The 21,966-nt window shown below is 73.4% G+C and carries 16 protein-coding genes; 8 read left to right on the top strand and 8 right to left on the bottom strand.

Annotation, left to right across the window (positions count from 1 at the left end; translation table 11 throughout):
* Positions 1-46 precede the first annotated feature (46 nt).
* Positions 47-1,012 (bottom strand): endonuclease/exonuclease/phosphatase family protein, encoded by a 966-nt coding sequence (locus tag ACWDVG_RS29185; RefSeq protein WP_451703582.1) that lies wholly within the window; start codon positions 1,010-1,012, stop codon positions 47-49.
* A 952-nt stretch (positions 1,013-1,964) separates the two neighbouring features.
* Between ACWDVG_RS29185 and ACWDVG_RS29180 the strand changes: the two genes are divergently transcribed.
* Complete coding sequence (locus ACWDVG_RS29180) at positions 1,965-2,807, top strand: hypothetical protein (protein WP_451703581.1); 843 nt, start codon at positions 1,965-1,967, stop codon at positions 2,805-2,807.
* Positions 2,756-3,322 carry a hypothetical protein gene (locus ACWDVG_RS29175; RefSeq protein WP_451703579.1) on the top strand — a complete coding sequence of 189 codons (567 nt, stop codon included), beginning with the start codon at positions 2,756-2,758 and terminating at the stop codon, positions 3,320-3,322. Before ACWDVG_RS29180 ends, ACWDVG_RS29175 begins: the two co-directional genes overlap by 52 nt.
* A gap of 41 nt (positions 3,323-3,363) precedes the next feature.
* Here ACWDVG_RS29175 and ACWDVG_RS29170 read toward each other — a convergent pair whose 3' ends face one another.
* Positions 3,364-5,556: a SpoIIE family protein phosphatase gene (locus ACWDVG_RS29170; RefSeq protein ID WP_451703578.1), complete on the bottom strand. Its 2,193-nt coding sequence runs from the start codon at positions 5,554-5,556 to the stop codon at positions 3,364-3,366.
* A gap of 121 nt (positions 5,557-5,677) precedes the next feature.
* Positions 5,678-6,175 carry a MarR family transcriptional regulator gene (locus ACWDVG_RS29165; RefSeq protein WP_451703577.1) on the bottom strand — a complete coding sequence of 166 codons (498 nt, stop codon included), beginning with the start codon at positions 6,173-6,175 and terminating at the stop codon, positions 5,678-5,680.
* 214 nt (positions 6,176-6,389) lie between these two features.
* On the opposite strand from ACWDVG_RS29165, the gene ACWDVG_RS29160 reads away from it, so the two are divergent.
* From ACWDVG_RS29160 to ACWDVG_RS29145, 4 genes are all read left to right on the top strand, one after another.
* Positions 6,390-7,037 (top strand): TetR family transcriptional regulator, encoded by a 648-nt coding sequence (locus ACWDVG_RS29160; RefSeq protein ID WP_451703575.1) that lies wholly within the window; start codon positions 6,390-6,392, stop codon positions 7,035-7,037.
* A gap of 221 nt (positions 7,038-7,258) precedes the next feature.
* Positions 7,259-8,350 carry an ABC transporter substrate-binding protein gene (locus tag ACWDVG_RS29155; protein WP_451703573.1) on the top strand — a complete coding sequence of 364 codons (1,092 nt, stop codon included), beginning with the start codon at positions 7,259-7,261 and terminating at the stop codon, positions 8,348-8,350.
* Positions 8,351-8,448: 98 nt separating this feature from the next.
* Entirely contained in the window at positions 8,449-9,246 is a 798-nt protein-coding gene (locus ACWDVG_RS29150; RefSeq protein ID WP_451703571.1) for an ATP-binding cassette domain-containing protein, read from the top strand.
* Positions 9,236-10,552 (top strand): sugar ABC transporter permease, encoded by a 1,317-nt coding sequence (locus ACWDVG_RS29145; protein WP_451703569.1) that lies wholly within the window; start codon positions 9,236-9,238, stop codon positions 10,550-10,552. Before ACWDVG_RS29150 ends, ACWDVG_RS29145 begins: the two co-directional genes overlap by 11 nt.
* 50 nt (positions 10,553-10,602) lie before the next feature.
* Here the strand turns inward: ACWDVG_RS29145 and ACWDVG_RS29140 are convergent, their stop codons facing one another.
* The 5 genes from ACWDVG_RS29140 to ACWDVG_RS29120 all read right to left on the bottom strand — a co-directional run bounded on the left by ACWDVG_RS29140 (position 10,603) and on the right by ACWDVG_RS29120 (position 17,923).
* Positions 10,603-11,436, bottom strand: a complete 834-nt coding sequence (locus ACWDVG_RS29140; protein WP_451703567.1) for a TetR/AcrR family transcriptional regulator — start codon at positions 11,434-11,436, stop codon at positions 10,603-10,605.
* Positions 11,437-11,465: 29 nt separating this feature from the next.
* On the bottom strand, positions 11,466-13,103 hold the full coding sequence (locus ACWDVG_RS29135; RefSeq protein WP_451703565.1) for an FAD-dependent oxidoreductase: 1,638 nt from the start codon (positions 13,101-13,103) through the stop codon (positions 11,466-11,468).
* 19 nt (positions 13,104-13,122) lie between these two features.
* Positions 13,123-14,088, bottom strand: a complete 966-nt coding sequence (locus tag ACWDVG_RS29130; RefSeq protein WP_451703564.1) for an AurF N-oxygenase family protein — start codon at positions 14,086-14,088, stop codon at positions 13,123-13,125.
* 47 nt (positions 14,089-14,135) lie between these two features.
* Positions 14,136-15,650 (bottom strand): flavin-containing monooxygenase, encoded by a 1,515-nt coding sequence (locus tag ACWDVG_RS29125; RefSeq protein WP_451703562.1) that lies wholly within the window; start codon positions 15,648-15,650, stop codon positions 14,136-14,138.
* A 149-nt stretch (positions 15,651-15,799) separates the two neighbouring features.
* The gene (locus tag ACWDVG_RS29120; RefSeq protein WP_451703560.1) at positions 15,800-17,923 is read right to left on the bottom strand and encodes a SpoIIE family protein phosphatase; all 2,124 of its coding nucleotides are present in this window, start codon (positions 17,921-17,923) and stop codon (positions 15,800-15,802) included.
* Positions 17,924-18,022: 99 nt separating this feature from the next.
* Here ACWDVG_RS29120 and ACWDVG_RS29115 point away from each other — a divergent pair, with 99 nt between their 5' ends.
* Together ACWDVG_RS29115 and ACWDVG_RS29110 are read left to right on the top strand one after the other, a co-directional pair.
* Complete coding sequence (locus ACWDVG_RS29115; protein WP_451703559.1) at positions 18,023-20,242, top strand: DUF4139 domain-containing protein; 2,220 nt, start codon at positions 18,023-18,025, stop codon at positions 20,240-20,242.
* An 8-nt stretch (positions 20,243-20,250) separates the two neighbouring features.
* Positions 20,251-21,912 (top strand): mucoidy inhibitor MuiA family protein, encoded by a 1,662-nt coding sequence (locus ACWDVG_RS29110; RefSeq protein WP_451703558.1) that lies wholly within the window; start codon positions 20,251-20,253, stop codon positions 21,910-21,912.
* Positions 21,913-21,966: the final 54 nt, after the last annotated feature.

Here is a 21,966-nt window from a genome sequence, read left to right as displayed (position 1 = left end):
CCGGGCGCCCCTCGTCGTGCCCCGCGCGGGCGCAGCCCAGGGCCCGTCAGGGCAGGGTGATCCGCGCGGCGACGGGGAGGTGGTCGCTTCCCGTGGCGGGGAGGGTACGGATCGAGGGCACCGCGGCCCCGCGTACGAGGACGTGGTCGATGCGGGCCAGCGGAGCCGCCGCCGGGTAGCTGAACGCGAAGCCGCGCTCCGGGGCGCCCAGCCGGGACGTCAGCGGGGCGAGGCCGCGGTCGTCGACGGTTCCGTTGAGGTCTCCGACGAGGAGGACCCGGTCCGCCCGCTCGGCGGCCAGCGCCCGGCCGAGGAGGGCGGCGCTCTCGTCGCGGCGGGCGGAGGCGAGACCACCCGCCCCGAGCCGTACGGACGGGAGGTGGGCGACGTATGCGGCGACGTCTCCGTGCGGGGTGTGCGCAACGGCCCGCAGGGCGCGGTTCCACGGCTCCGTGACGTCGCGGGGTTTGATGTCCAGGGGCACGCCGCCCGTGAGGGGGTGGCGGGACCAGAGGCCGACGGTGCCGTGGACGACGTGATACGGGTACGCGGGCGCGAGGGCCGCCTCGTAGGAGCCCAGCGCCGGGTCGACCAGCTCCTGGAGCGCGATGAGATCGGGGTTCGCGGCGGCCAGGGCCCGGGCGGTGCCGGTGGGGTCGGCGTTGTCGTCGCTGACGTTGTGCTGCACGACGAGGAGGCCGCGGGCGCCGGGCGGCTCCGCCGGCAGGAGGAGCACGCCGTACGCGTGACTCCAGACGGCCGCGGGGAGCAGTAGGACCGCGAGGGCGGGGGCCGCGCGGCGACGCAGGAGCAGGAGGGCGAGAGCGGCGAGCAGCAGCACCGCCGCACCCAGCCAGGGCAGGAAGTTCTCCAGGAGGCTGCCCAGCCGGCCGGGGCTGTTGGGAACGAGCCGGGGAAAGGCGAGGAGTCCGGCGACGACGCAGCCGAGCGCGCCGACAACCCGAACCGTCCGTCCGGGCCTGCCCGTCCGTCCGCGTGGCCTGTCCACCATGTCCTCCCGCTGTCCGCCCCGGTGCGCCGTGATCGGTGACCAGGACGTACCGGGGGGCGGTTTCGGTTGCCGAGGGGGGTGGGGAGCCGCTGCTCCGAGGGGCGTTGAAGTTCATAGGATGCATCTGTGCTCGGTTCGATGTGGTGAAGACGACGTTCTGGGGCGAGGGCCTGCACGGGGTGCAGCCCCCGCTGACCGATGCGGTCCTCCAGGACGCCGAGCGCCGGCTCGGTGTCCGCCTGCAGGCCTCGTTGCTGGAGATCCTGCGGGTTCAGAACGGTGGCCTGGTCGCGCAGTCGTGGAACGCGTTCCCTCGGACGTGCCGACGTCGTGGAAAGCCCGCCGCGTTCAGGCCGCCTGGTAGTGCAGGGCGAGGCGGCGAAGTGCCGTCTTGGCCGCGCAGGCCGGGTCCGTGAGATCCCGGGATCGGAGTGATGACCGCTCAACTCTGAAGCCGACTTCGCCAGTCAACGTGAGCCGTAGCAGACGCAGCCGTGCTGGTACCGTGGATGCGGTTGTAGCTCAGCGGCTAGAGCACCCTTCAACAAGGGGGAGAGCGCAGGTTCGAGTCCTGCCAGCCAGACCATGGCAAGGGCGAGGAGTTCGAGCTCCCCGCCCTTTGCTGTCTGCTCGCTTGCACGATCCAACGGAAAACCGGCTGCTCGGAAATCAAAACATCCCTACACGCACGCCGTTTGTGTGATGCAATGAAGGAATGTTTGTTGACGGAAGCGCGGGCCATGTGCTGGCTTTGCGAATCAAGGAACTTTTCAGGGGACCCGACTCTCCGTGGTCCAGGCGATCATGGAGATACGGAACGATCGGCCAACTGCGCGAACTCCTGGCGCTTGCCGACCCCAGAGCGTCTGCCCGCGCCCAGGAGGTCGCTCTCGCAGCGGCAAATTCCATAATCCTGCAGGACCCGTGCCTCGTCGGCAAAAGGCGAGGGGCAGTGCTCAAGACCCTCCCCAAGAAGAATAACCTGGACAGGTTCCAAAAGGGCAGCTATTCGTTTAATCTTCTGCTCCATGAGGTTAACACGCTTGACGCCGACTACATGGGCCTCTGGATCGACGCGATCCAAAATTCCGACGAAACGAAACCCGCTGGTCAATTTTCCCTGAACATTGACACTTCGGCTCAGCTCATTGGCTCACATCTGCAGATGCTGGGGTTCTCTGAATCGTGGATCGTCAATAAGTTCAGCTACGAGCTGAGTCGGAACCAGGGCTCCAGCTCAATGGCTCACATCATGGAAGAGGCCAGTCGGCTGAGCCAGGATGAAAGCCCCTGGACCGTCTTGATACCCCTGGCCAAATCTGCCCGCATGAGTAGTCGAAGCGGAAAGCCCTGGCTATCACGCAGCGACTTCTCGCAGCGCTTCACCGAGCTCTTCCCTTCGCGTGAAATGCCCGCCCATGTGGGCGGCTTTGAGTTGACGGTCAACGCCATAGACAAATACACCGTGCTCGAAATTTCCCAGAAGCGCATGGCTCAGATCGAAACGCGGGCAGATCTTGCAAGCAACAAACGCAGGATCGTGCATCACGGCACGGCATGGGTGAGCCCGGGTGCATTTTCGGCGAATCTTCCCAGCGAACGCGCAAGGTCATTTCGCATCCCGTCCCTAGATGAAGACGGCGGGAAGGAACTATTTGACGCGCTGCCCAACCAAATCGAAGCTGCGATCGACCTGCTGAGCGATTTTCACTCTGGCCTGGATCGCAGCACTTGTATTAGCTCATGGGCAGCCGTGGAGACCCTGCTCGCCGGAAGGGAGGACAGCTTGCAGTAGTAGCTGAGCGAGCTGCAGATATTCTGGCATGTCGCTTCATCTTCGACGAGCTCAATGGCCTTGCCACCAGCCACTCCCGTTCCAGCCGGGATGCCCTGGCGGAAAACCTGAAGAATCTTTCCGCCGATGCCCGAGTCAGGGAGATTGAGCACCATCTGCGGAAAGGAGGAAGCCTTGCAATCACGAACGCACTCGGTCAGCTCGCCGTCGAACGGGTAACAAAACTTATCAACGACCCGAACGAGGTCAGATCCGTAAGAAACAGTTTCATGATTGCCCTGTCTCGTCTCTACGCAGCCAGAAACTCCATCGTTCATGCCGGAGAGTTGGAGCCCTACGGATTCGGGATCCTGCTGCCATCGGCCGAAGTGCTCCTCGGTGCACTTCTGGATACCATCATTATTGCTTCACGCCGATCCGAGGAGCCTCCGGGAATGATTGCCGCGAAGGCGAGCTGGGCCCTTGAGCAAGCCATTGATCTTTCCGACTTCTCCTCCTTGACCCGACTTTGGTAATAAGCACCTGTTCCGACGGGCGCGCGGCGCCCACGGGGGGGTCAGAGGGCGAGTTCCACCCAGACCGTCTTGCCGTCCTCCGTGTGGCGGACGCCCCAGTTCTCGGCGAGGGTCGCGCAGATGTGCAGGCCGCGGCCGCCTTCGTCCGCCGCCTTGGCGTGGCGGAGGTAGGGGGCGCTGGAGGCCCGGTCGTGGACCTCGGCCGTGAGGGTCGTCGTGCCGCGCAGGAGCCGGAGGGTGAGGGGTTCGGCGCCGTAGCGGACGGCGTTGGTGACGAGTTCGCTGACGACCAGTTCCACCGTGTACGGGTCGAGGGGCAGCGCCCATGCGGCGACGCGTTCGGCGGCGCGGCGGCGCGCCGGGGCGACGGCGGCCAGGTCGCGGGGGACGTCCCACCGGGCGACGTCGCTCGCCGGGAGGCGGCGGGTGCGGGCGAGGAGGAGGACGCGGTCGGGGGCGAGGAGGCGCTGGAGGTCGTCGGCCATCCGGTTCAGGTCGCGTGAGGGCCGTTCAAGGGCGGCGGCGAGGCCGGCGGTCGGCACGGTGGCCTCGTCCTCACCGGAGGAGGCGAGGCAGATCGTGGAGCCCTCGGGGAGGGTGACGGCGCCGCTGGCGAAGGGCGGTCCCTCGCCGCCGAGCAGGGCTCCCTCGTCGAGCAGGGCCGGTTCCAGGGAGCCGTCGGCGAGCGCGACCGCGCAGAGGGAGGTGCCGGCGCGGGCGAGGTCGAGGCGGCCGTTGCCCGGGTCGTACACCGCGAAGGTGCAGCTGGCGGTCGGTTCGTCGAGGCCCTGTTCCTCGCCCTGTTCGCGGGCGAGGCGGAGCGTGACGGAGTGGAGCCGCGCGAGGAGTTCGTGCGGGTCGAGGTCGAGCGTGGTCAGGCTGTGCACGGCGGTGCGCAGCCTGCTCATGGTGGCCACGGCGCTCAGGCCGGGGTGCTCGACGCGCCCGACGACGAGGGCGACGCGGGCACCGGGCAGGGGGATGGAGTCGAACCAGGAGCCCGCGCCGCTGCCGCCGGAGTGGTGGCGCTGGACGATCTCGGCGGCCCGCTGCGTCTCGCGTTCCGGTCCGGGCGGGTGGCTCTGCAGGGCCGTCATGACGATGTGCTCGCGGCTGTAGCGGAGCGCGTTCTCCAGGCAGGTCGCGGTCCGCGCCGTGAGTCCTTCGGCGAGGTCGAGGTCCTCGGGGGTGAAGGGTTCGGAGCCGGGGGCGCGCCGGAACACGACCGCGCCGAGGAGTTGCCCGTGGGTCCGGAGCGGCGCCACCAGGCGGACGTCGTCCTCGGGGCCGCTCGGTCCGCAGCCGCCTTCGAGGAGGACGGGGCGGGCGGGTACCGGGTCGCCGAACAGGCCGGGGAGCAGCACGGATCCGACCGGGGGCAGCAGGTCCGTGTCCTCGCATCCGGTGACCGTGCACCGCAGGAGCAGCGGTTCCCCGTCGGGCCGGGGGCGGGGCGCGCTGCCCTGGAGGAGGGAGTCGGTGAGGGCCACCAGGACGGAGTCGGCGAAGGCGGGGACGGCGACCTCGACGAACTCGCGGGCGGTGTGCTCGACGTCGAGGGTGCGGCCGATCCGCTCGCGGGCCTCGTGCAGCAGGTGGAGTCGTTCCTCGGCGCGTTCGCGGTCGGTGACGTCCACGGCGGTGGCGACGAGGCCGAGCGGCTCTCCCGCGTCGTCCTGGAGGCGGTAGACGGAGACGGAGTAGGTCCGTTCCCTGTCGGGGTCGGCGCGCGGTCTGCCCCGGACGAGCCGGTCGCGCATCGGCCGCCCGGTGGCGAGGACCGCGCGGAGCCCGAGTTCGTCGAGGGTGATGCCGGTGGGCTCGTACGCCTCGGCCGCCGTCTTCCCGACGACGCACTCCTCGGGGACGCCGCGCATGCCGATGGCGGCGTGGTTGACGCGCAGGACCCGCAGGTCGGTGTCGAGGACGTGGACGCCCACGTCGGCCTGGTCGAAGACGGCGGCGAGCACGGCCTCGTCGAGGCGGCCGCCGTCGTCCGGCCCTTCCTCCCACACGGCCCAGCGCGGTTCGCCGGTGCCGCCCGGGATGCGGGCGGCCCGCCAGCTCCGCCCGGAGGGGGCCGGGTGGCCGACCGGACCGGTGACGAGGTCGAGCACGCCGCACCCGACGGCCTCGGCCTCGGGGCGGCCGAACAGGTCGGCGGCGCGGGCGCTCCAGGTCGTGATCGAGCCGCGCCCGTCCACGGTGAACAGGGGAGGACCGGTTCGGGACATGCGTACCTGCCTGTGCTCGCTCGCCTGTGCGGCCTGGCTCCACTGCGCTGCCTGCTCCCCACCCTCCGTCGGAGCGCGGGACGGCACGATCGGGCCTGAGCCGAACGGGTGAGCCGGCGGTTCACGCCCCGGAAGCCCCGGTGGGAGCCCCGGCGGCGGACCCGGCAACCCCGGCGGCAGAGGCGGCCAGTTCGGCGTTGGCGCGCTCGGTCACGAGCGCCAGGACGCGGCCCGCCACGGCCATGTCCTCGGTCGGGATGCCGCCGTACAGGCGCGCGGCGACGGGGGCGGTCCAGGCGGCGATCGCGTGCTGCTCGGCCCGGCCGGCGTCCGTGGTGACGAGCCGGTCAGGGGCGTCGGGCGCCGCCCGGAGGAGTCCGGCCGCGGCGAGTGCGGCGACGGTGGCGTCCACCGTGGCCGCGTCGATCTTCGCCGATGCGCCGAGCCGGTCGGCCAGTTCGGCGCGGTCGATCGAACCGCCGGCGGCGGCGACGACGTTCAGTGCGAGCGACTGATGGAAGGTCATGCCCCGGCGCTCCAGCTCGCGTTCGAGGACGGCGCGGGCGGCGTAGTGGGCGCGGCCGAGGACCTGGCTGTTGAAGGGCGCGGGTGCGGACACGGGCGCGGGTGCGGATGCGGATGCGGATGCGGACACGGGCGCGGATGCGGAGACAGGTGCGGAAGCGGATGCGGATGCGGACATGGTGACTCCTGGGAGAGGGGCGACATTGTGCGACCGAGGCCATTTTGGCACTCAGTATCAATTGCAAGCAAGGCCCGAATGACACTTGTTCACTATCGGGCCTTGGAGCCGGTTCGGATAGGGTGCTGCCATGCCGAGCCCCACCCCGCCCGACGCCCGCTCCCTCCCCCTGCGCGAGCGCAAGAAGCTGCACACCCGGAGGGCGCTGGCCGCCGCCGCCCTGCGCCTTTTCGGCGAGCGCGGCTTCGACGCGGTCACCGTGGAGGAGCTGGTCGACTCGGTCGAGGTCTCCAAGAGCACCTTCTTCCGCACCTTCCCCGCCAAGGAGGCCGCGGGGATCGAGGCCGAGGTCGAACTGTGGTCGACCTACATCGCCGCCCTGGACGAACGGGCCCTGTCCGGGCCGGTCTTCGCCGAACTCGGCGCGCTGATGGGCGGGGCCGTCACGGCACTCGGCGCCGAGTGGGCGGAGCGCTATGTCGCCACGCGCCGGATCATCAGCGGCGAGGCGGCCCTCATGGCGTACACCGCCCGCCATCGCGCCGAGGTCCAGCAGCGGATCCGCGAGCGGCTGGCCGCCAAACTGGGGCTGCCGTCCGACGACCTCGGGGCCCAGGTCCTCGCGGAACTCACCACCACGGGATGGAGCATCGCCGCACGCGCCTGGATCCGCTCCCCCGGCGAGCGCGCCCTGCCCGCGCTCGTCGAGCACGTCGAGCGGACCTTCCGGGCGGTGCCCGGCAGCCTCGGACTCACCGCCCCTGCCCCCCGGCCGTGACCTGCGCGCGGTGACCCCGTGCGCCGTGCGCGCCCGGCACCGGCCCCGGTCCCGGTCTCGAAGGCCCCGGTCCCGGCCTCGAAGGTCCCGGACCCCGCGGGCGGCGGTTCACCCGCTTGCCGGTCCCCGGGTTGCGGCTAATGTCGATATATAGGCGAACATGCATCCTCGTTCCCGCGCTCTCGCGGTGAGGGGAAGGAGGCGTGCGGAAGGAGCCTCCCATGAGCCGTACATTGCGAGCGGCCACAGCCCTGGCCGGTGTCGCCGCCCTGTCCCTGGGCGCGGTCGCCACCAGCGGCGCGGCGCAGCCGGGAGCGGACGCCGCGGCGCAGGGCGACGTCAAGATCGGACTGCTGCTGCCCGAGAGCAAGACCACGCGGTACGAGAAGTTCGACCGCCCGTACATCGAGGCCAAGATCAAGGAGCTGGCCCCGGACGCGCAGATCGACTACTACAACGCCGCGGAGAGCGCGACCACCCAGCAGCAGCAGGTCAACACCGCGCTCGCCAAGGGCAACAAGGTGCTGATCCTGGACGCGGTGGACGCCAAGTCGATCCAGTCCTCGGTGCAGAAGGCCCATGACGCGGGCGTCAAGGTCGTCGCGTACGACCGCCTGGCGCAGGGCCCCGTCGACTCCTACGTCTCGTACGACAACCGCAAGGTCGGCGAGTTGCAGGGCAAGGCGCTCCTCGACGCGCTCGGCGACAAGGCCGGCAGCGGCGAGATCGTGATGCACAACGGGTCGCCGACCGACCCGAACGCGGCCGAGTTCAAGGCGGGAGCGCACTCGGTCCTCGACGGCAAGGTCAAGATCGGCAAGGAGTACGACACGCCGAACTGGGACCCGAACAACGCCAACCAGCAGATGTCCGGCGCGATCAGCGCCCTGGGCAAGGACCGGATCGTCGGCGTCTACTCGGCCAACGACGGTCTGGCCGCCGGCATCGCCACCGCCCTCAAGGCCGCCGGCATCAACGTGCCGCTGACCGGCCAGGACGCCCAGCTCGACGCGATCCAGCGGATCCTGCTCGGCACCCAGACGATCACGGTGGAGAAGCCGTACAAGCCGGAGGCCGACATCGCCGCGACGATGGCCGTGAACCTCGCCGAGGGCAAGGCGCTCCCGAAGGACCTCGTCCCCACCACCGTCACCAGCGGCAGCGGCGACAAGGTCCCGGCCCGCCTGCTGACCCCGGTCGTGGTCGACAAGGACAACATCAAGGACACGGTCGTCAAGGACGGGCTCTACACGGTCCAGGAGATCTGCACCCCGACGTACGCGTCGGCCTGCAAGGAGGCCGGACTCCAGTAGCCGGTCCTCCGGGAGCCGCCCGGCGGGCGGTTCCCGGTCTCCGGCAGCTCGCGCAGGAACGGTCCGCGCGGGCGGAGCGGCCGAGGAGGCGGTTGGCGTTGCCGGAATCACCTGTGCTCAGTCTGCGGGGGGTCTCCAAGCGGTTCGGTGCGGTGCAGGCCCTCAAGGGCTTCGACCTGGACGTCCACGCCGGTGAGGTGGTCGCCCTCGTCGGCGACAACGGTGCGGGCAAGTCCACCGCGGTGAAGGCGATCGCGGGGGTCAACCCGCCCGACGAGGGCGTGATCGAGTGGGAGGGCCGTCCGGTCTCCATCCACCGGCCGCACGACGCCCAGAACCTCGGGATCGCCACCGTCTACCAGGACCTCGCGCTCTGCGACAACCTCGACGTCGTCGGCAACCTCTTCCTCGGGCGCGAGCTGCGCCGGTTCGGGGTGCTCGACGAGGTCCGGATGGACCAGCGCGCCCGGGAACTGCTCGACACCCTGTCCATCCGGATACCGAGCGTCCGCATCCCGGTGGCCTCGCTCTCCGGCGGGCAGCGCCAGACGGTGGCCATCGCCCGGTCGCTGATCGGCGCGCCGAAGGTGGTGATCCTCGACGAGCCGACCGCCGCGCTGGGGGTGGAGCAGACCGCCCAGGTCCTCGACCTGGTCGAGCGGCTCCGTGAGCGCGGCCTCGGGACCATCCTGATCAGCCACAACATGGTGGACGTGATGGCGGTGGCCGACCGGATCGCCGTCATGCGCCTCGGCCGGAACAACGGCTTCTTCGACAAGCGCTCGACCACCACCGAGGAGATCATCTCCGCCATCACCGGGGCCACCGACAGCGCCGTCACCCGGCGCCAGGCCCGCAAGCGGGAAGAGGAGGAGGGGATGAGCGATGAGCGGTGACCGAGGCGGCGGCCGCGCCCCCCGGGGGCCCGACGGCGGCGGACCGGCGAGGGTGACCGCCGCGCAGGACCCGGCGCCCGGCGCCGTACCCGCCGTCGACAGCAGGCTCCTCGTCCGCGAGGAGGGGTTCAAGGGGTACGTGGGCGAGTTCCGCCGCAAGCTGCGCAGCGGCGAGCTGGGCTCACTGCCCGTCGTCCTCGCCGTCATCGTCATCTGGACGGTCTTCGGGAGCCTGAACAGCGCGTTCCTGTCGGCGCAGAACCTCTCCGACCTCAGTCAGCAGATCGTCGGCACCGGCATGATCGCCGTCGGGATCGTGTTCGTGCTGCTGCTCGGAGAGATCGACCTGTCCGTCGGCTCGGTCAGCGGTCTGTGCGCGGCGATCTTCGCCGTGCTCAACGTCCTCAACGGCATGAACGAATGGCTGGCGCTGCTCGTCGCCATCGCCGGCGGGGCGGTCGTCGGGCTGATCCACGGGTTCTTCTTCGCCAAGGTCGGGGTGCCGGCGTTCGTCGTCACGCTGGCGGGCAACCTCGCCTGGAACGGGCTGATGCTCCAGGTCCTCGGCACCAGCGGCACGGTGAACATCCCCAGTGAGAGCGTCGTCTCCGAGCTGTACTCGACGATCTTCCGCAGCCCGGCCGCCGCCTACGCCGCGGCGGCCGTCGGCGTCGGGCTCTTCCTGGCCGCCTCGCTCCTCGACGCGAGGAGGCGCCGGGCGGCCCGGGTGCCGTACCGGCCGATCACCGAGATCGTGCTGCGTACGGTGGTGCTCGCGGCCCTCGCGTTCGCCACCGCGTACATCCTCAACCAGTACCAGGGGCTGCCGCTCGCGCTGCTGATCTTCCTGGTGCTGCTCGTCGTCCTCGACTTCGTGCTGCGGCGCACCACGTACGGACGGCGGATCTTCGCGGTGGGCGGCAACATCGAGGGCGCGCGCCGGGCCGGCATCAGCGTGCCGTTCGTGCGGATGACGGTGTTCTCGATCGCCGGGACCATGGCGGCGATCGGCGGGATCTTCCTCGCCGGGCAGATCCAGTCGGCGAGCCAGACCTCCGGCGGCGGCAACCTCCTGATGAACGTGATCGCGGCGGCGGTCATCGGCGGGACGAGCCTGTTCGGCGGGCGCGGCTCGGTCTGGTCCGCCCTGCTCGGCGCCCTGGTGATCGGTTCCATCCAGTCCGGCATGAACATCATGGGCGTCAGCAACGCCGTCCAGTTCATGATCACGGGTTCGGTTCTGCTCGCCGCGGTGGTCGTCGACTCGCTGTCCCGCAGGACCCAGAAGGCGGCGGGCCGCGCCTAGGCCGATCAGGCCGATCAGACCGACGAGGCCGACGAGGCCGACGAGGCCGATCAGAGCAGTTCGGACATCGGCCGGTCCGGGGAGAGGACGATGCCGAGCGCCCGGAGGTTGCCGTCCAGGATCGACCAGATCGAGCAGGTCAGCAGGTCGGCGAGCCGCTCCCCCGTCAGGGCCGGCGTCAGGCCCGGCGCGAGGTCCGGGTGCCGGTCGGCGAGCCAGTGGTTGACCGTGGCGTCGACGAAGCCGACGATGCCGACGGCGATGGCGGGCGCGGGGACGGCGTCCGCGCCGAGGGCCTTCAGGACCGTCGAGAACGTCTCGCCGACGCGGACGGCGATCGCCGCCTTCGTGCCCGCGACGACTCCGCCGCCGTCACCCGGCGCGGCCGCGCCCGTGCCGAGGAAGGCGTGCAGGCGGGGGTGGCGGCCGATCCAGTCGAGGTAGGCGTCGACGGAGCGCCGGATCGCCTCGATCACCGTGCCGTCGGGCTCCAGGGTCGGCGCGAGGTCCGCCATGAGGGAGTCGACGATGCGGCGGCGGATGAGCTCGTCGAGGTCCGCGCGGTCCTTGAAGTGGCGGTAGACCACCGAGCGCGGCAGCCCGAGGCGGTCGGCGATCTGCTTGACGCCGACGCCGGGGCCCTCGTCCTCGATCGCGGCCACGGCCGCGTCGATCAACTCGCTCTGCCGTCGGGCCTTGTGGGCGTTCCACCGGGTGGAGCGCCCGTCGGCGTCGACCGCGGCCCGGCCGGTGGCAGCGGCCGGGGCCCCGCCGGCCCGCCCGGTCGCCGTGACACCCGTCGCCCCGGGCAGGCCGGTCGTCGCCGCGGTCCCCGTCCGGCCGGTCGCCGCCCCGTTCCCCGTCCCCTTCGTCGTCTCCGCCATTCCCGCAGCATACGTGCGCACGCGGCGGCTCAGGAGGGGCGTCGGCGCCGCCCGGCCACCGGCTCCGCGGCGGCGGCCGCGCGCAGCGCCTCCCGGTCGGTGAGCCTGACCCGGGGCCTGCCCCGGGCGGCGCCCGCCGCCCGCTCCGCGCGGTCGACGGCCCGCCAGCCGTCCAGGCCGACGGCGGCGGGAGGGGCGGCGGCCGCGGGCCCCGGCGGCTCGGTCAGGAGCCCGGCTTCGAGGTCGTCGAGGAGCGAGGCGACCGTCTCCCGCGCGCAGGTCCTGTTGGTGCCGATGAAGCCGGTCGGGCCGCGCTTGATCCATCCGGCGACGTACACCCCGGGCGTCACGCGGCCCCGCTCGTGCGGGACGGTCCCGGTCGCCTCGTCGAAGGGCAGCCCGGGGACGGGGCGTGCGCGGTAGCCCACCGCGCGCAGGACGAGCCCGGCGGCCAGCGTCTCGGTGGGACCCGTCGGCACGGCCCGTACGGAGCCGTCGGCGGCGGCGCGCAGGTCCGTACGGGTCACCTCCACGCCCGTCGCCCGGTCCGCGCCGAGGACGCGGACCGGGGCGGTCCGGAAGCGCAGGACGATGCGGCGGCGCCCCGGGACCGGGGTGCGGGCGGCGAGTTCGGCGAGCAGCGCCGTCTTGGGCGAGGCGGCCTCGGGGACGCCGCCGGGGCCGCCCTCGACGAGGACGTCCACCCCGTCGAGGGCGGTCAGGGCGAGCAGTTCGGGCAGCGTGAAGGAGGCCTCGGCCGGGCCGCGCCGACCGAGCACCACCACCTCGCGGATCCGGCTCGCGCGCAGCGCGGTGAGCGCCCCGTCGGCGATGTCGGTCCGGGCGAGGGCGGCGGGGTCGGCGGTGAGGACGCGGGCCACGTCCAGGGCCACGTTGCCGTTGCCGATGACGACGGCGCGCTCGCAGCCGAGGTCGTGGGTGTCGGCGTCGTGGTCGGGGTGGCCGTTGTACCAGGCGACGAAGTCGGTGGCGGAGGCGCTGCCGGGCAGCTCCTCGCCGTCGATGCCGAGCCGCCGGTCGGTCGCCGCGCCGACCGCGTAGACGACGGCGTGGTGTTCGCGGAGCAGGTCCTCGTGGTGGAGGTCCCGGCCGACCTCGACGTCGAGGCGGTAGGAGAACCCCGGCTGGGACTCGATGGCGCGGAAGAGCCGGGTGACCCGGCGGGTGTCCTGGTGGTCGGGGGCCACGCCGGTGCGGGCCAGGCCGTACGGCGTGGGGAGGCGGTCGTGGACGGTGACGGCGACGCCGGGGTGGGCGAGCAGCTCGTCGGCGGCGAACAGGCCGGCCGGTCCCGCGCCGACGACGGCGACGCGCACGGGCCGGTCCGCGGCGCGGGGGGTGAGCCGCCGGGGGCGCGGGACGACGGCGAGCGGGGCGCGGTCGGCGTGCGGGTGGTCCTCGTAGTAGGCGGCGTTGAGGGCGAGGAACGGCTGCTCGGCGGGGGTGAGCCGGGTGTGCGGCTTGAGCGCGTCCACCGGGCAGGCCGTCACGCAGGCCCCGCAGTCGACGCAGGTGCGGGGGTCGACGTACAGCATCTCCGCCTCGGCGAAGCCGGGTTCGCCTGGTGCGGGATGGATGCAGTTGACGGGGCAGGCGAGGACGCAGGAGGCGTCGGCGCAGCACGACCGGGTGACGACGTAGGGCATCGCGGGGTTCTCCGCTCGGTCAGGAGTTCTGCGGGGCGGGCTGGCCCCGGTAGCGGGAGGGGCGGCCGTCGATGCGCAGGGCCCGCCACACGCGGCGGGAGACGCGGTTCATGAGGCCGATGTCCTCGGCGAGCATCCGTACGTCGGCGTAGACGTCGCGGAGCAGCTTGGCACCCTCCTCGGAGCGCCAGAAGACGTCCTTGACGACGTGGCGCGGCAGGCCCATCCGGGCGGCGGTCCTGCGGTCGGGGATCATCATGACGTCGCCGAGGAGGCGCATGACGAGGGGGAACGCGACGGAGAGGGTGCCGCGGCGCACCGCGCCGAGGCCGGGGACCTTCTCGCGGAGGAACTCGTGGGCGAAGGAGATGTGCCGGGCCTCCTCGGCGATGTGGATCTGCATGATGCGGCGCAGCAGGGGGTGGCCCTGGTCCCCGGCTCGCAGGATCGCCTTCTGGAGGTGGTCGATGGGCTCCTCGCCGGCCAGCACCCCGGCGAAGAACGCCTCGGGGAGCACGGACCCGAAGAGCGGGAGGATCCGGCTGACGACGCGGAAGGAGAGGCGTCCGCCGCGGACGTCGACGCCCGTGCGGTTGACGAACTCCTGGAACATCTGGGTGTGGTGGGACTCCTCCGTGATCTCGTGGGTGAGGTAACGGAATTCGGGGGTGCCGTTGGGGAGCGAGAACAGGTAGTCGAGCGCGCCGCGCATCAGCACGTTCTCGAACTGCATGCCGACCTTGGTGATGGTGGCGTACCGCCAGAGTCCTATCTCGGCCCGGCGTTCCGGGCTCTGCGCCCGGTACCAGGGGTGGCCTCCGAGGGGGTCGACCTCGGGCAGGGTCCAGCGGGGGTCCTTGGGGTCGACCGCGAAGTCCGGGTGGTCCCAGTCGATGTCGGTGAACGCGTCGAAGTGGACGCGCACCGACCCTTCCGAGAGGGTCCTGAGCGTCTCCTCGTACGTCTGCCGGCCGGTGCTCGTCATGACGGGTCCTCGCTCTCTGCTGGTCGGGGGCCGTGCGGGCGGGACGGTCACGCGACGGGGGCGGAGTCCTGGCGGGTGTCGTGCCCGGTGGCGGGGTCCGTGCGGCGGCCGAAGCGGAGCGCGGGGTCCTCGACGGGGGCGCGGCGCAGGGCGCGGCGGTCGCGGTAGTAGTCGTTCTCGATCTTCCAGGGGGCACGGGTGCCCTGGCGGGGCATGACGGCGTCGCCGCGCGCGATGTAGCCGGAGGTGAGGGAGTCGCCCATGGCGGACTCGGCGGACCGGTCGGCGGGGTCGGCGACGGGGGTGACGTGGGTGAAGCCGTGCCGGTCCATGTGGGTGAGGAGGCGGCTGACGTACGCGGCGGCGAGGTCGGCCTTGAGGGTCCAGGAGGCGTTGGTGTAGCCGAGGACGAGGGCGAAGTTGGGGACGCCGTCGAGCATGACGCCCTTGTAGAGGACGTGCTCGCGGGTGTCGACGGGGCGGCCGTCCACGAGGAACTCGGCGCCGCCGGCGATCTGGACGCGGAGTCCGGTGGCGGTGACGACGATGTCGGCGGGGAGTTCCTCGCCGGAGCGCAGGACGACGCCGGTCTCGGTGAAGGTCTCGACGTGGTCGGTGACGACGGAGGCGCTGCCGTTCCTGAGGGCCTTGAAGAGGTCGCCGCCGGGCACGACGCAGAGCCGCTGGTCCCAGGGGCGGTACGAGGGCGTGAAGTGGCGCATGTCGACGTGCTTGCCGATCCGGGCGCGGACCCCGGCGAGCAGCACGGCGCGCATCACGCCGGGGGCTGCGCGGCACAGGGTGTACAGGGCGCGCTGGAGGGCGATGTTGCGGGTCCTGCCGATGCGGTGGACCAGGGGGGCGGGGACGCCGATCCGGCGGAGCAGGACGCCGAGGGGGTCGTGGCGGGGCAGTGCCATGACGTACGTGGGCGAGCGCTGGAGCATGGTGACGTGGGCGGCCTCGTCGGCCAGGGAGGGGACGAGGGTGACGGCGGTGGCGCCGCTGCCGATGACGACGACGCGCTTGCCCCGGTGGTCGAGGTCCTCGGGCCAGTGCTGGGGGTGGACGAGGGTGCCGCCGAACCGTTCCTCGCCGGGGAAGCGGGGGCGGTGGCCCCGGTCGTAGTCGTAGTAGCCGGTGGCGTTGACGAGGAAGTCGCAGGTGTGGACGTCGAGGGTGCCGGTCTTCTCGTCGCGCGCCTCGACGGTCCAGCGTCCGTCCTCGGTGGACCAGCTCGCGCGGACGACCTTGCGGCCGAAGCGGACGCGGTCGGTGACGCCGTGCTCGTCGGCGGTCTCGCGGATGTAGCGCCGGATGTCGGGTCCCTCGGCGAGGACCTTGGTGCCGTGCCAGGCACGGAAGCCGTAGCCGAAGGTGTACATGTCGGAGTCGGAGCGGATGCCCGGGTAGCGGAAGAGGTCCCAGGTTCCGCCGATCGCGTCGCGCCGCTCCAGGATCGTGTAGGTCGTGCCGGGGTTGCCCTCGCCGAGGTGGCAGGCGACGCCGATGCCCGAAAGACCGGCGCCGATGATCAGTACGTCGACGTGCCGCTGCTCCATGACCGTCTCCCTGTTGCCTGCCGGGCGCCGTGCCGCGAGGGGCGGCGGCGGATTCGGCGCTGGGTCCGGGCGCCAATGTACCTGCGACACGGTGTTTCAGATACCGCCGGTAATGTGATACAGGTCACACCTGAGGACGGGTCGAGGACTCAGACGTCGCGGCGTACGAGGAGGAGGGCGACGTCGTCGGTACGGTGCGCGGGGTCCCGCACCTCGCTGATCAGGCCGTCCGCCAGGACGTCCAGATCCTCGGCCGGAGAGCCGGTGAGCCGGCCGACGAGCCCGGCGAGCGCCGTGTCGAAGTCCACCCCGGGGGCCTCGACGAGCCCGTCGGTGTACAGGGCGAGCACGGCGCCGCGCTCCCAGGGCACCTCCGTCGTCTCGTACGCGACGTCGTCGGCGATCCCGAGGAGCAGCCCCGGCGGTACGTCGAGGAGCCGGGCCCGGCCGTCGGGGCCGCGCAGGAGCGCGGCGGGGTGGCCCGCGCTCGCGAGCCGGATCCGGTGGCGGGCGAGGTCGAGCTCCGCCACGAGGCAGCTGGTGAACCGCTCGGGGTCCAGGTCGTTCAGGAGACGGTTGGTGCGCGCGAGGACGTCGCCGGGGGACGCCCCGAAGGTCGCGTGGGCGTGCACGGCCCCGCGCACCTGCCCCATCAGGCCGGCGGCGGTGGTGTCGTGCCCCTGGACGTCGCCGATGACGGCGACGACGGTGGTGGGCGAGGTGCGCACGAGGTCGTAGAAGTCGCCGCCGACGTCCATGCCGTGGCCCGCGGGCAGATAGCGGGCGGCCACGGCGACCCCCGGGGGCGGGGTCAGCCGGTGCGGCAGCAGGCTGGTCTGGAGGCTGCGGGCGAGCGCGCGCTCCGTGTCGTACAGCCGGGCGCGGGCCAGCGCCTGCGCGATGAGCCCGGCCACGGAGGTGAGCAGGGCCCGCTCGGCCGCGGCGAACGGGCGCGGCCGGTCGTACGACAGGATCAGCGAGCCCACGGGACGGCCGGAGGCGATCAGCGGCAGGAACGCCCACGCGAAGCGGCCCTCGTAGCGCGGCGCGTTCGGATGCGCCCGCAGCAGCTCCTCGGGGTCCGCGAAGAAGAGCGGCACGCCGGTGGCGAGGACCTGCGCGTCGGCGACCTCCGCCGTCAGGGGCGTGCCGTCGTACCGCTCGACGAACGCGCGGTCGTAGCCGCGGTGGCCGATGATCCGCAGCCGCCCCTCGTCCGCCGTCATCAGGACGAGGCCCTGCGGCCCGAAGCCGGGCACGATCTGGTCCGCGACCAGGTCGACGACCTCGCGGACCCCGGCGGCCTCGGCGAGGGCCGCCGCCAGGTGGGTGAGGTGGTGGACCGCCGTGGCGCCCACGGGCTCGCCGGGCGGGGAGTCCGGCTCGGCGGCGGGACCCTCCACGGGCCTGATGTGGACGCTGATGCCCGTGGGGTCCGGGTACAGCTCGAACCTCAGCCGGTTCGCGGGCCGCCGCAGGACCGTGAAGGAGGTCGGCCGCCGGGTGATGACGGCCTCGCGGTAGCGGTCCACGAACGCCGGGTCGTTCAGCCAGAGGAGCACCTCCCACGGCCGGCGGCCGAGCAGCGCGGCGGCGCCCGCGTTCACCAGGCGGGCCCCCGCGGTGTTGAGGAAGGTGAGCCGCCCTTCGAGGTCGAGGGCGCAGCAGCCGAGCGGGAGCCGCTCCGTGAAGTCGACCGCGGCGGCGCCGACGGCGGGATCGGACCGGGAGGGCCGCGCCGGCTGGACGAGGCGCGGCTCGGTGGGGTGGGGCGGCGGCGGGTCCTGGTCGGCGGCGAGCCGCAGCAGGCGGGCCGAGCGGCGGCAGTAGGCGTCGACCGTCCCGCGCTCGCGGTCGTCGAGGCCGGGCGGGTGCCAGATCGGCCAGAGCAGCACCACGCCGCCCCAGACGGTCTCGTCGTCGGCGAAGGGCGCGGCCGCCAGCATGAACTCGTACGGCAGGGAGATCCCGAGCCGCGGGTAGCGGTGGGCGATCTCCTCGCGGCTCGCCAGCCACACCATCCGCCGGTCGTTGATCGCGTCCGCGACCGGGATCGGGGCGTCGGCGGGGACCCGCACCCAGGGCGCGGCGATCTCCCGGGAGACTCCGGAGGCGAGCACCAGCCGCAGCATCCCGTCGCCCGGCACCAGGAGGTACACCAAGCCGATGGAGGCCCCGGTGTCCCGCATGACGTCGGCGAGGGCGGCATCCATCCGTCCGTCGCCGAACACGTCCTCGGTGTGGGCGTCCGCGGGCCCGTCCGCGCCGCTCATGGTTCGGACTCTACGTCCGCCGCCCCGCACCCGCGCGGCGGCGGACGCACTCGGCGTAGGCTTCGCCGCGTACGCGGACCACGGGGGCGGGCGAGGCGCATGACGGGGGCTGGGACGGTGGAGCGGTGGGGGTCGACCCTCGACGCGGTGGTGGTGTACGCGCAGGGCGCGCTCTGCCACCGGCTGGCCCGGGGCGCCGTGCCCGCGGACGGCCGGGTGCGGGTGGCGGGACTCCCCCGCTCCCTCGACCCCGGCTCGCTGCGGGCCCGGGTCCTCGGCGCCCCGGCGGTGCGCGTCACGGAGGTCCGGGTGGAGGCCGCGTCCGAGGCGGTCGGCGCGGTGACCGGGGACGGCGCCCCGGAAGGGGCGCGACGCGAGGCCGAGCGGCTCCGTGACGCGTACGCGGCGGCCGTCGCCCGCCGCGACCGCCAGCGCGGTCGCATCGAGGAGGTCGCGGGGCTGCGTCCGGTGCCGCCCGGCCGCAAGCGCGAGGACCCGCACCGGCGCACGCCGGTCGACGCCTGGCTGGCGCTCGCGGACTTCGTGGACGGGCGGCTCACCGGCCTTCACGACCGGCTCGACGAGCTCGAGGAGGCGGTCCGTCGCGCCGAGCACGACCTGGAGGTCGCCGAGGACCGGCTGGCCCGCGCCTCGACCGCGGGGCCGTCGGGCGCGCTCGACACGACCCTGTGCGCGGTCCTGACGCTCGACGGCCCCGCGGGCACGGAGGTCGACCTCGACGTGGAGTACGGGGTGCCGGGCGCCGTCTGGGTGCCCGCCTACCGGCTCGACCACCGCTCGGGCGACGGCAGCGGGCGGCTCGTGCTGCGCGCCTCGGTCGCCCAGCGGACCGGCGAGGACTGGACGGGCGTCCGCGTCGCGTTCGCCACCGCCGACCTGCGGCGCCGTACCGATCTGCCGCGGCTCCGCTCGGTCCGGATCGGCCGCCGCCAGCCCGTTCCCGCGCCGTCGGGCTGGCGCGAGCCCCCGGCGGGTCTCGCCGACCTCTTCGCCGGGTACGACGCGGTGGGGCCCCGCCCGGGGCCGGTCGCCGTGGGCGGGGCGGCCGGGAGCGCGGGCAGGGCGGGCGGGGCCGGGAGCGGGGCCGTGGGGTCGGCGCCCGTACCGCCGTCGCCCGTCGCGCCGTCGCCCGCGCAGCCGGTCATGGCGCCGCCGCCACCGCCGCCGCAGGCCTGGGGCGCACCGCCCGGTGGGCCCCCGGCGCCCGCAGGCGCGTACGGCGGCGGGTACGGTGCCGTGCCCGACGCCGCCTTCGCCGTACCGGAGGCGCACCGCCCCTCCCCCGTACAGCCAGGCGGGCCACCGCCCGGCGCGCAGGCCCGGGCCCGCCGCGCTCCCGCCGCGGGTGCTCCGAGCCCGGTCTCGCCCGCTCCCGTGCCGCCTCCGCCGCCTCCGGTGTCCGGGTCGCCGCGGCCCAGCGGCGCACAGCTCGACTACGCGGCGCTCGTCCTGACCGGTCCGGAGGACCGGGCCGACCGGCGCGGTCTGCTCCTCCCCGACGCGTCCTTCGACCCGGTGGCGACCGAGCACCGTCGCCGCGCGGAGGCCGTGACGGCCCTCCCGCTGCCCGGACACGCCGTCAGGCCGCGCGCTTCGGCGGGGTCGTTCGACCACCGGTACGACGCCGTCGCACGCGCCGACATCCCCTCGGACGGCACCTGGCACACCGTCACCGTCGGGGAGGTCCCGGTCGGTCTGCGCACCGAGTACCTCTGCGTGCCGTCCGTCGAGCCGACCGTGTACGGCACGCTGGTGCTCTCCAACGCCACCGAGCGGGCGCTGCTCGCCGGCCCGGTGGAGGTCTCCGTGGACGACGCGTTCGTGCTGACGGCCGCGCTGCCCACGCTCGCTCCGGGCGGGGTGAACCGCGTGGGGCTCGGGCCCGCCGAGGGCATCCGGGTCATCCGCCGCACCCACCTCGACGAGTCGACCACCGGGCTGCGGAACACCACCACCGTCCTCGGCCACCGCGTCCACGTCGAGCTGGCCAACCGGCTCGCGGGCCCGGTCACCGTCGAGGTCCGCGAACGCGTGCCGGTCACCGACGACCCCGACGTACGGATCGAGGAGCGCGCGGACTGGACCGTGCCCGAGGCGCTCGACCCGGGCGTACACGACCCGGCGGCGGACGGTTCGGCGGCCCACGGACCGGCGGGCACCGCGCCCGAACGTCACGCGCCCGGCACCCGCGTCTGGCGGGTGGAGCTGCCCGCCGGCGCCACCACCGCTCTCGACGGCGGCTACGAGATCCGCATCCCGGCCGGCAAAGCCCTGGTCGGCGGCAACCGCAGGAGCTGACGCACGCGATGACCACGGCCCCACAGCCCACCGCGCCCTCGACCGCGACCGACGCGGCCGGGGGCACCGCCTCCCCCGGGGACGCCGACTCCGGCCCGTCGGCGCCCGCGCCGGTCGCGCTGCCCGTCACCGCCGTGACGTGCCTGGAGGACCGCGCGCACGTCGAGCGGACCGCCCGGCTCGACCTGGTGCCCGGGGTGCAGCGGCTGCGCCTCGGGCCCGTGAGCGCGCTCGCCGTCGACCGCACGCTCCACGCCGAACTCCACGCCGACCGGCCGGCCACCGTCCTCGACGTCCGGATCGTCCGCGCGTGGACCCCGCGCGAACCGGCGCCGCCCGGCGCGGGCGACTCCGCCCTTCGGCATCGCGTCCACGCCCTCGACGAGGACCGGCGGGGCCTGGAACACGAGGCCGAGCGGCTGCGCGCCCGGCTCGACCTGCTGGGGCGGCTCGCGGCCGACCTGCTGCGGGACGTCGCAGAGGGCGCCGGCTCCGGGGAGTCCGACGGGCCTCGGTGGGCGCGGGACCTCGACCGGGTCGACGCGGAGCGCGACGCCCACGCCGAGCGGCTGCGGGCCGTGGAGGCGCGGCTCGGCGCCCTCGCCGAGGAGCTCCGGGAGTGCCGTCGGGCCCTCGACCTCACCGAGGAGGAGCCGGCCGAACTGCGCGCCCACGTCGAGCTGACGGTGGAGGCCACCGCCGCGGGACCGGCCCGTCTGCACCTCGCGCACCTCACGCCGTGCGCGCTGTGGCGGCCCGCCTACCGGGCCGTCCTCGACGGCGACCGGCTCACCCTGGAGACGGAGGCGGTCGTCTGGCAGCGGACCGGCGAGGACTGGTCGGACGTCCGCCTGACCCTGTCGACCGCCCGGTCGGCGCTCGCCACCGAGCCGCCGCGGCTGACCGAGGACCGGCTGACGCTCAAGGACCGCACGGCGGCGGAGCGTCGTACGGTCGAGGTCGAGCTGCGCGAGGAGGAGATCGGCGACCTCGGCCCCGCCGCGGCGCAGGACCCCCCGGTCGTCGGCCTCCCGGGCGTGGACGACGGGGGCGAGGCCCGGCTGCTGCGCTCCCCCGCGCCGGTCTCCGTGCCCGCGGACGGCCGGGCGCACCGGGTGCCGCTGTCGGTCTTCAGCACGGCCGCGGTGCGTGAGCACGCCTGCTCCCCCGAACTGTCCCCGCTGGTCACCGAGGTGGTGCGGTGCGACAACCGCTCCGGCCACGCGCTGCTCGCCGGGCCGGTCGACCTGGTGCGGGGCGGCGGCTTCGTGGGGCGCGGGACGCTGGACTTCACCGCGCCCGGCGCCCCGGTCGAGCTGGCCTTCGGCAGCCGCGACGACCACCGGGTGGTGCGGTACGCCGAGGAGTCGCGCGAGACCTCCGGGCTCACGCAGCGGACGACGGTCACCCGCACCGTGCGGCTGCACCTGTCGCGGTTCTCCGGCCCCGGGGAGCGGGGCGACCACCTGGTGGTGGTGCGGGAGCGGGTCCCGGTGTCCGAGGTGGCGGCGGTACGGGTGCGGCTGCGCGAGGAGCAGTGTTCGCCGACGCCCGCCGGGTTCGACGCGGACGGCATCGTCCGCTGGGACGTCGTCCTGCCGCCCGGAGGGCGCCGTACGGTCACACTCGTGTACGAACTGTCGGCGAAGTCCGGGGTCGCCGGGCTCTGATCCGGCCCGGGCGCCGGACGCCCGGCGCCCGGACGACGGTGTCCGAACGGCGGT

The sequence above is a fragment of the Streptomyces sp. NPDC003327 genome (assembly GCF_053589515.1).
This window is presented reverse-complemented; position numbering and strand designations above follow the sequence as displayed.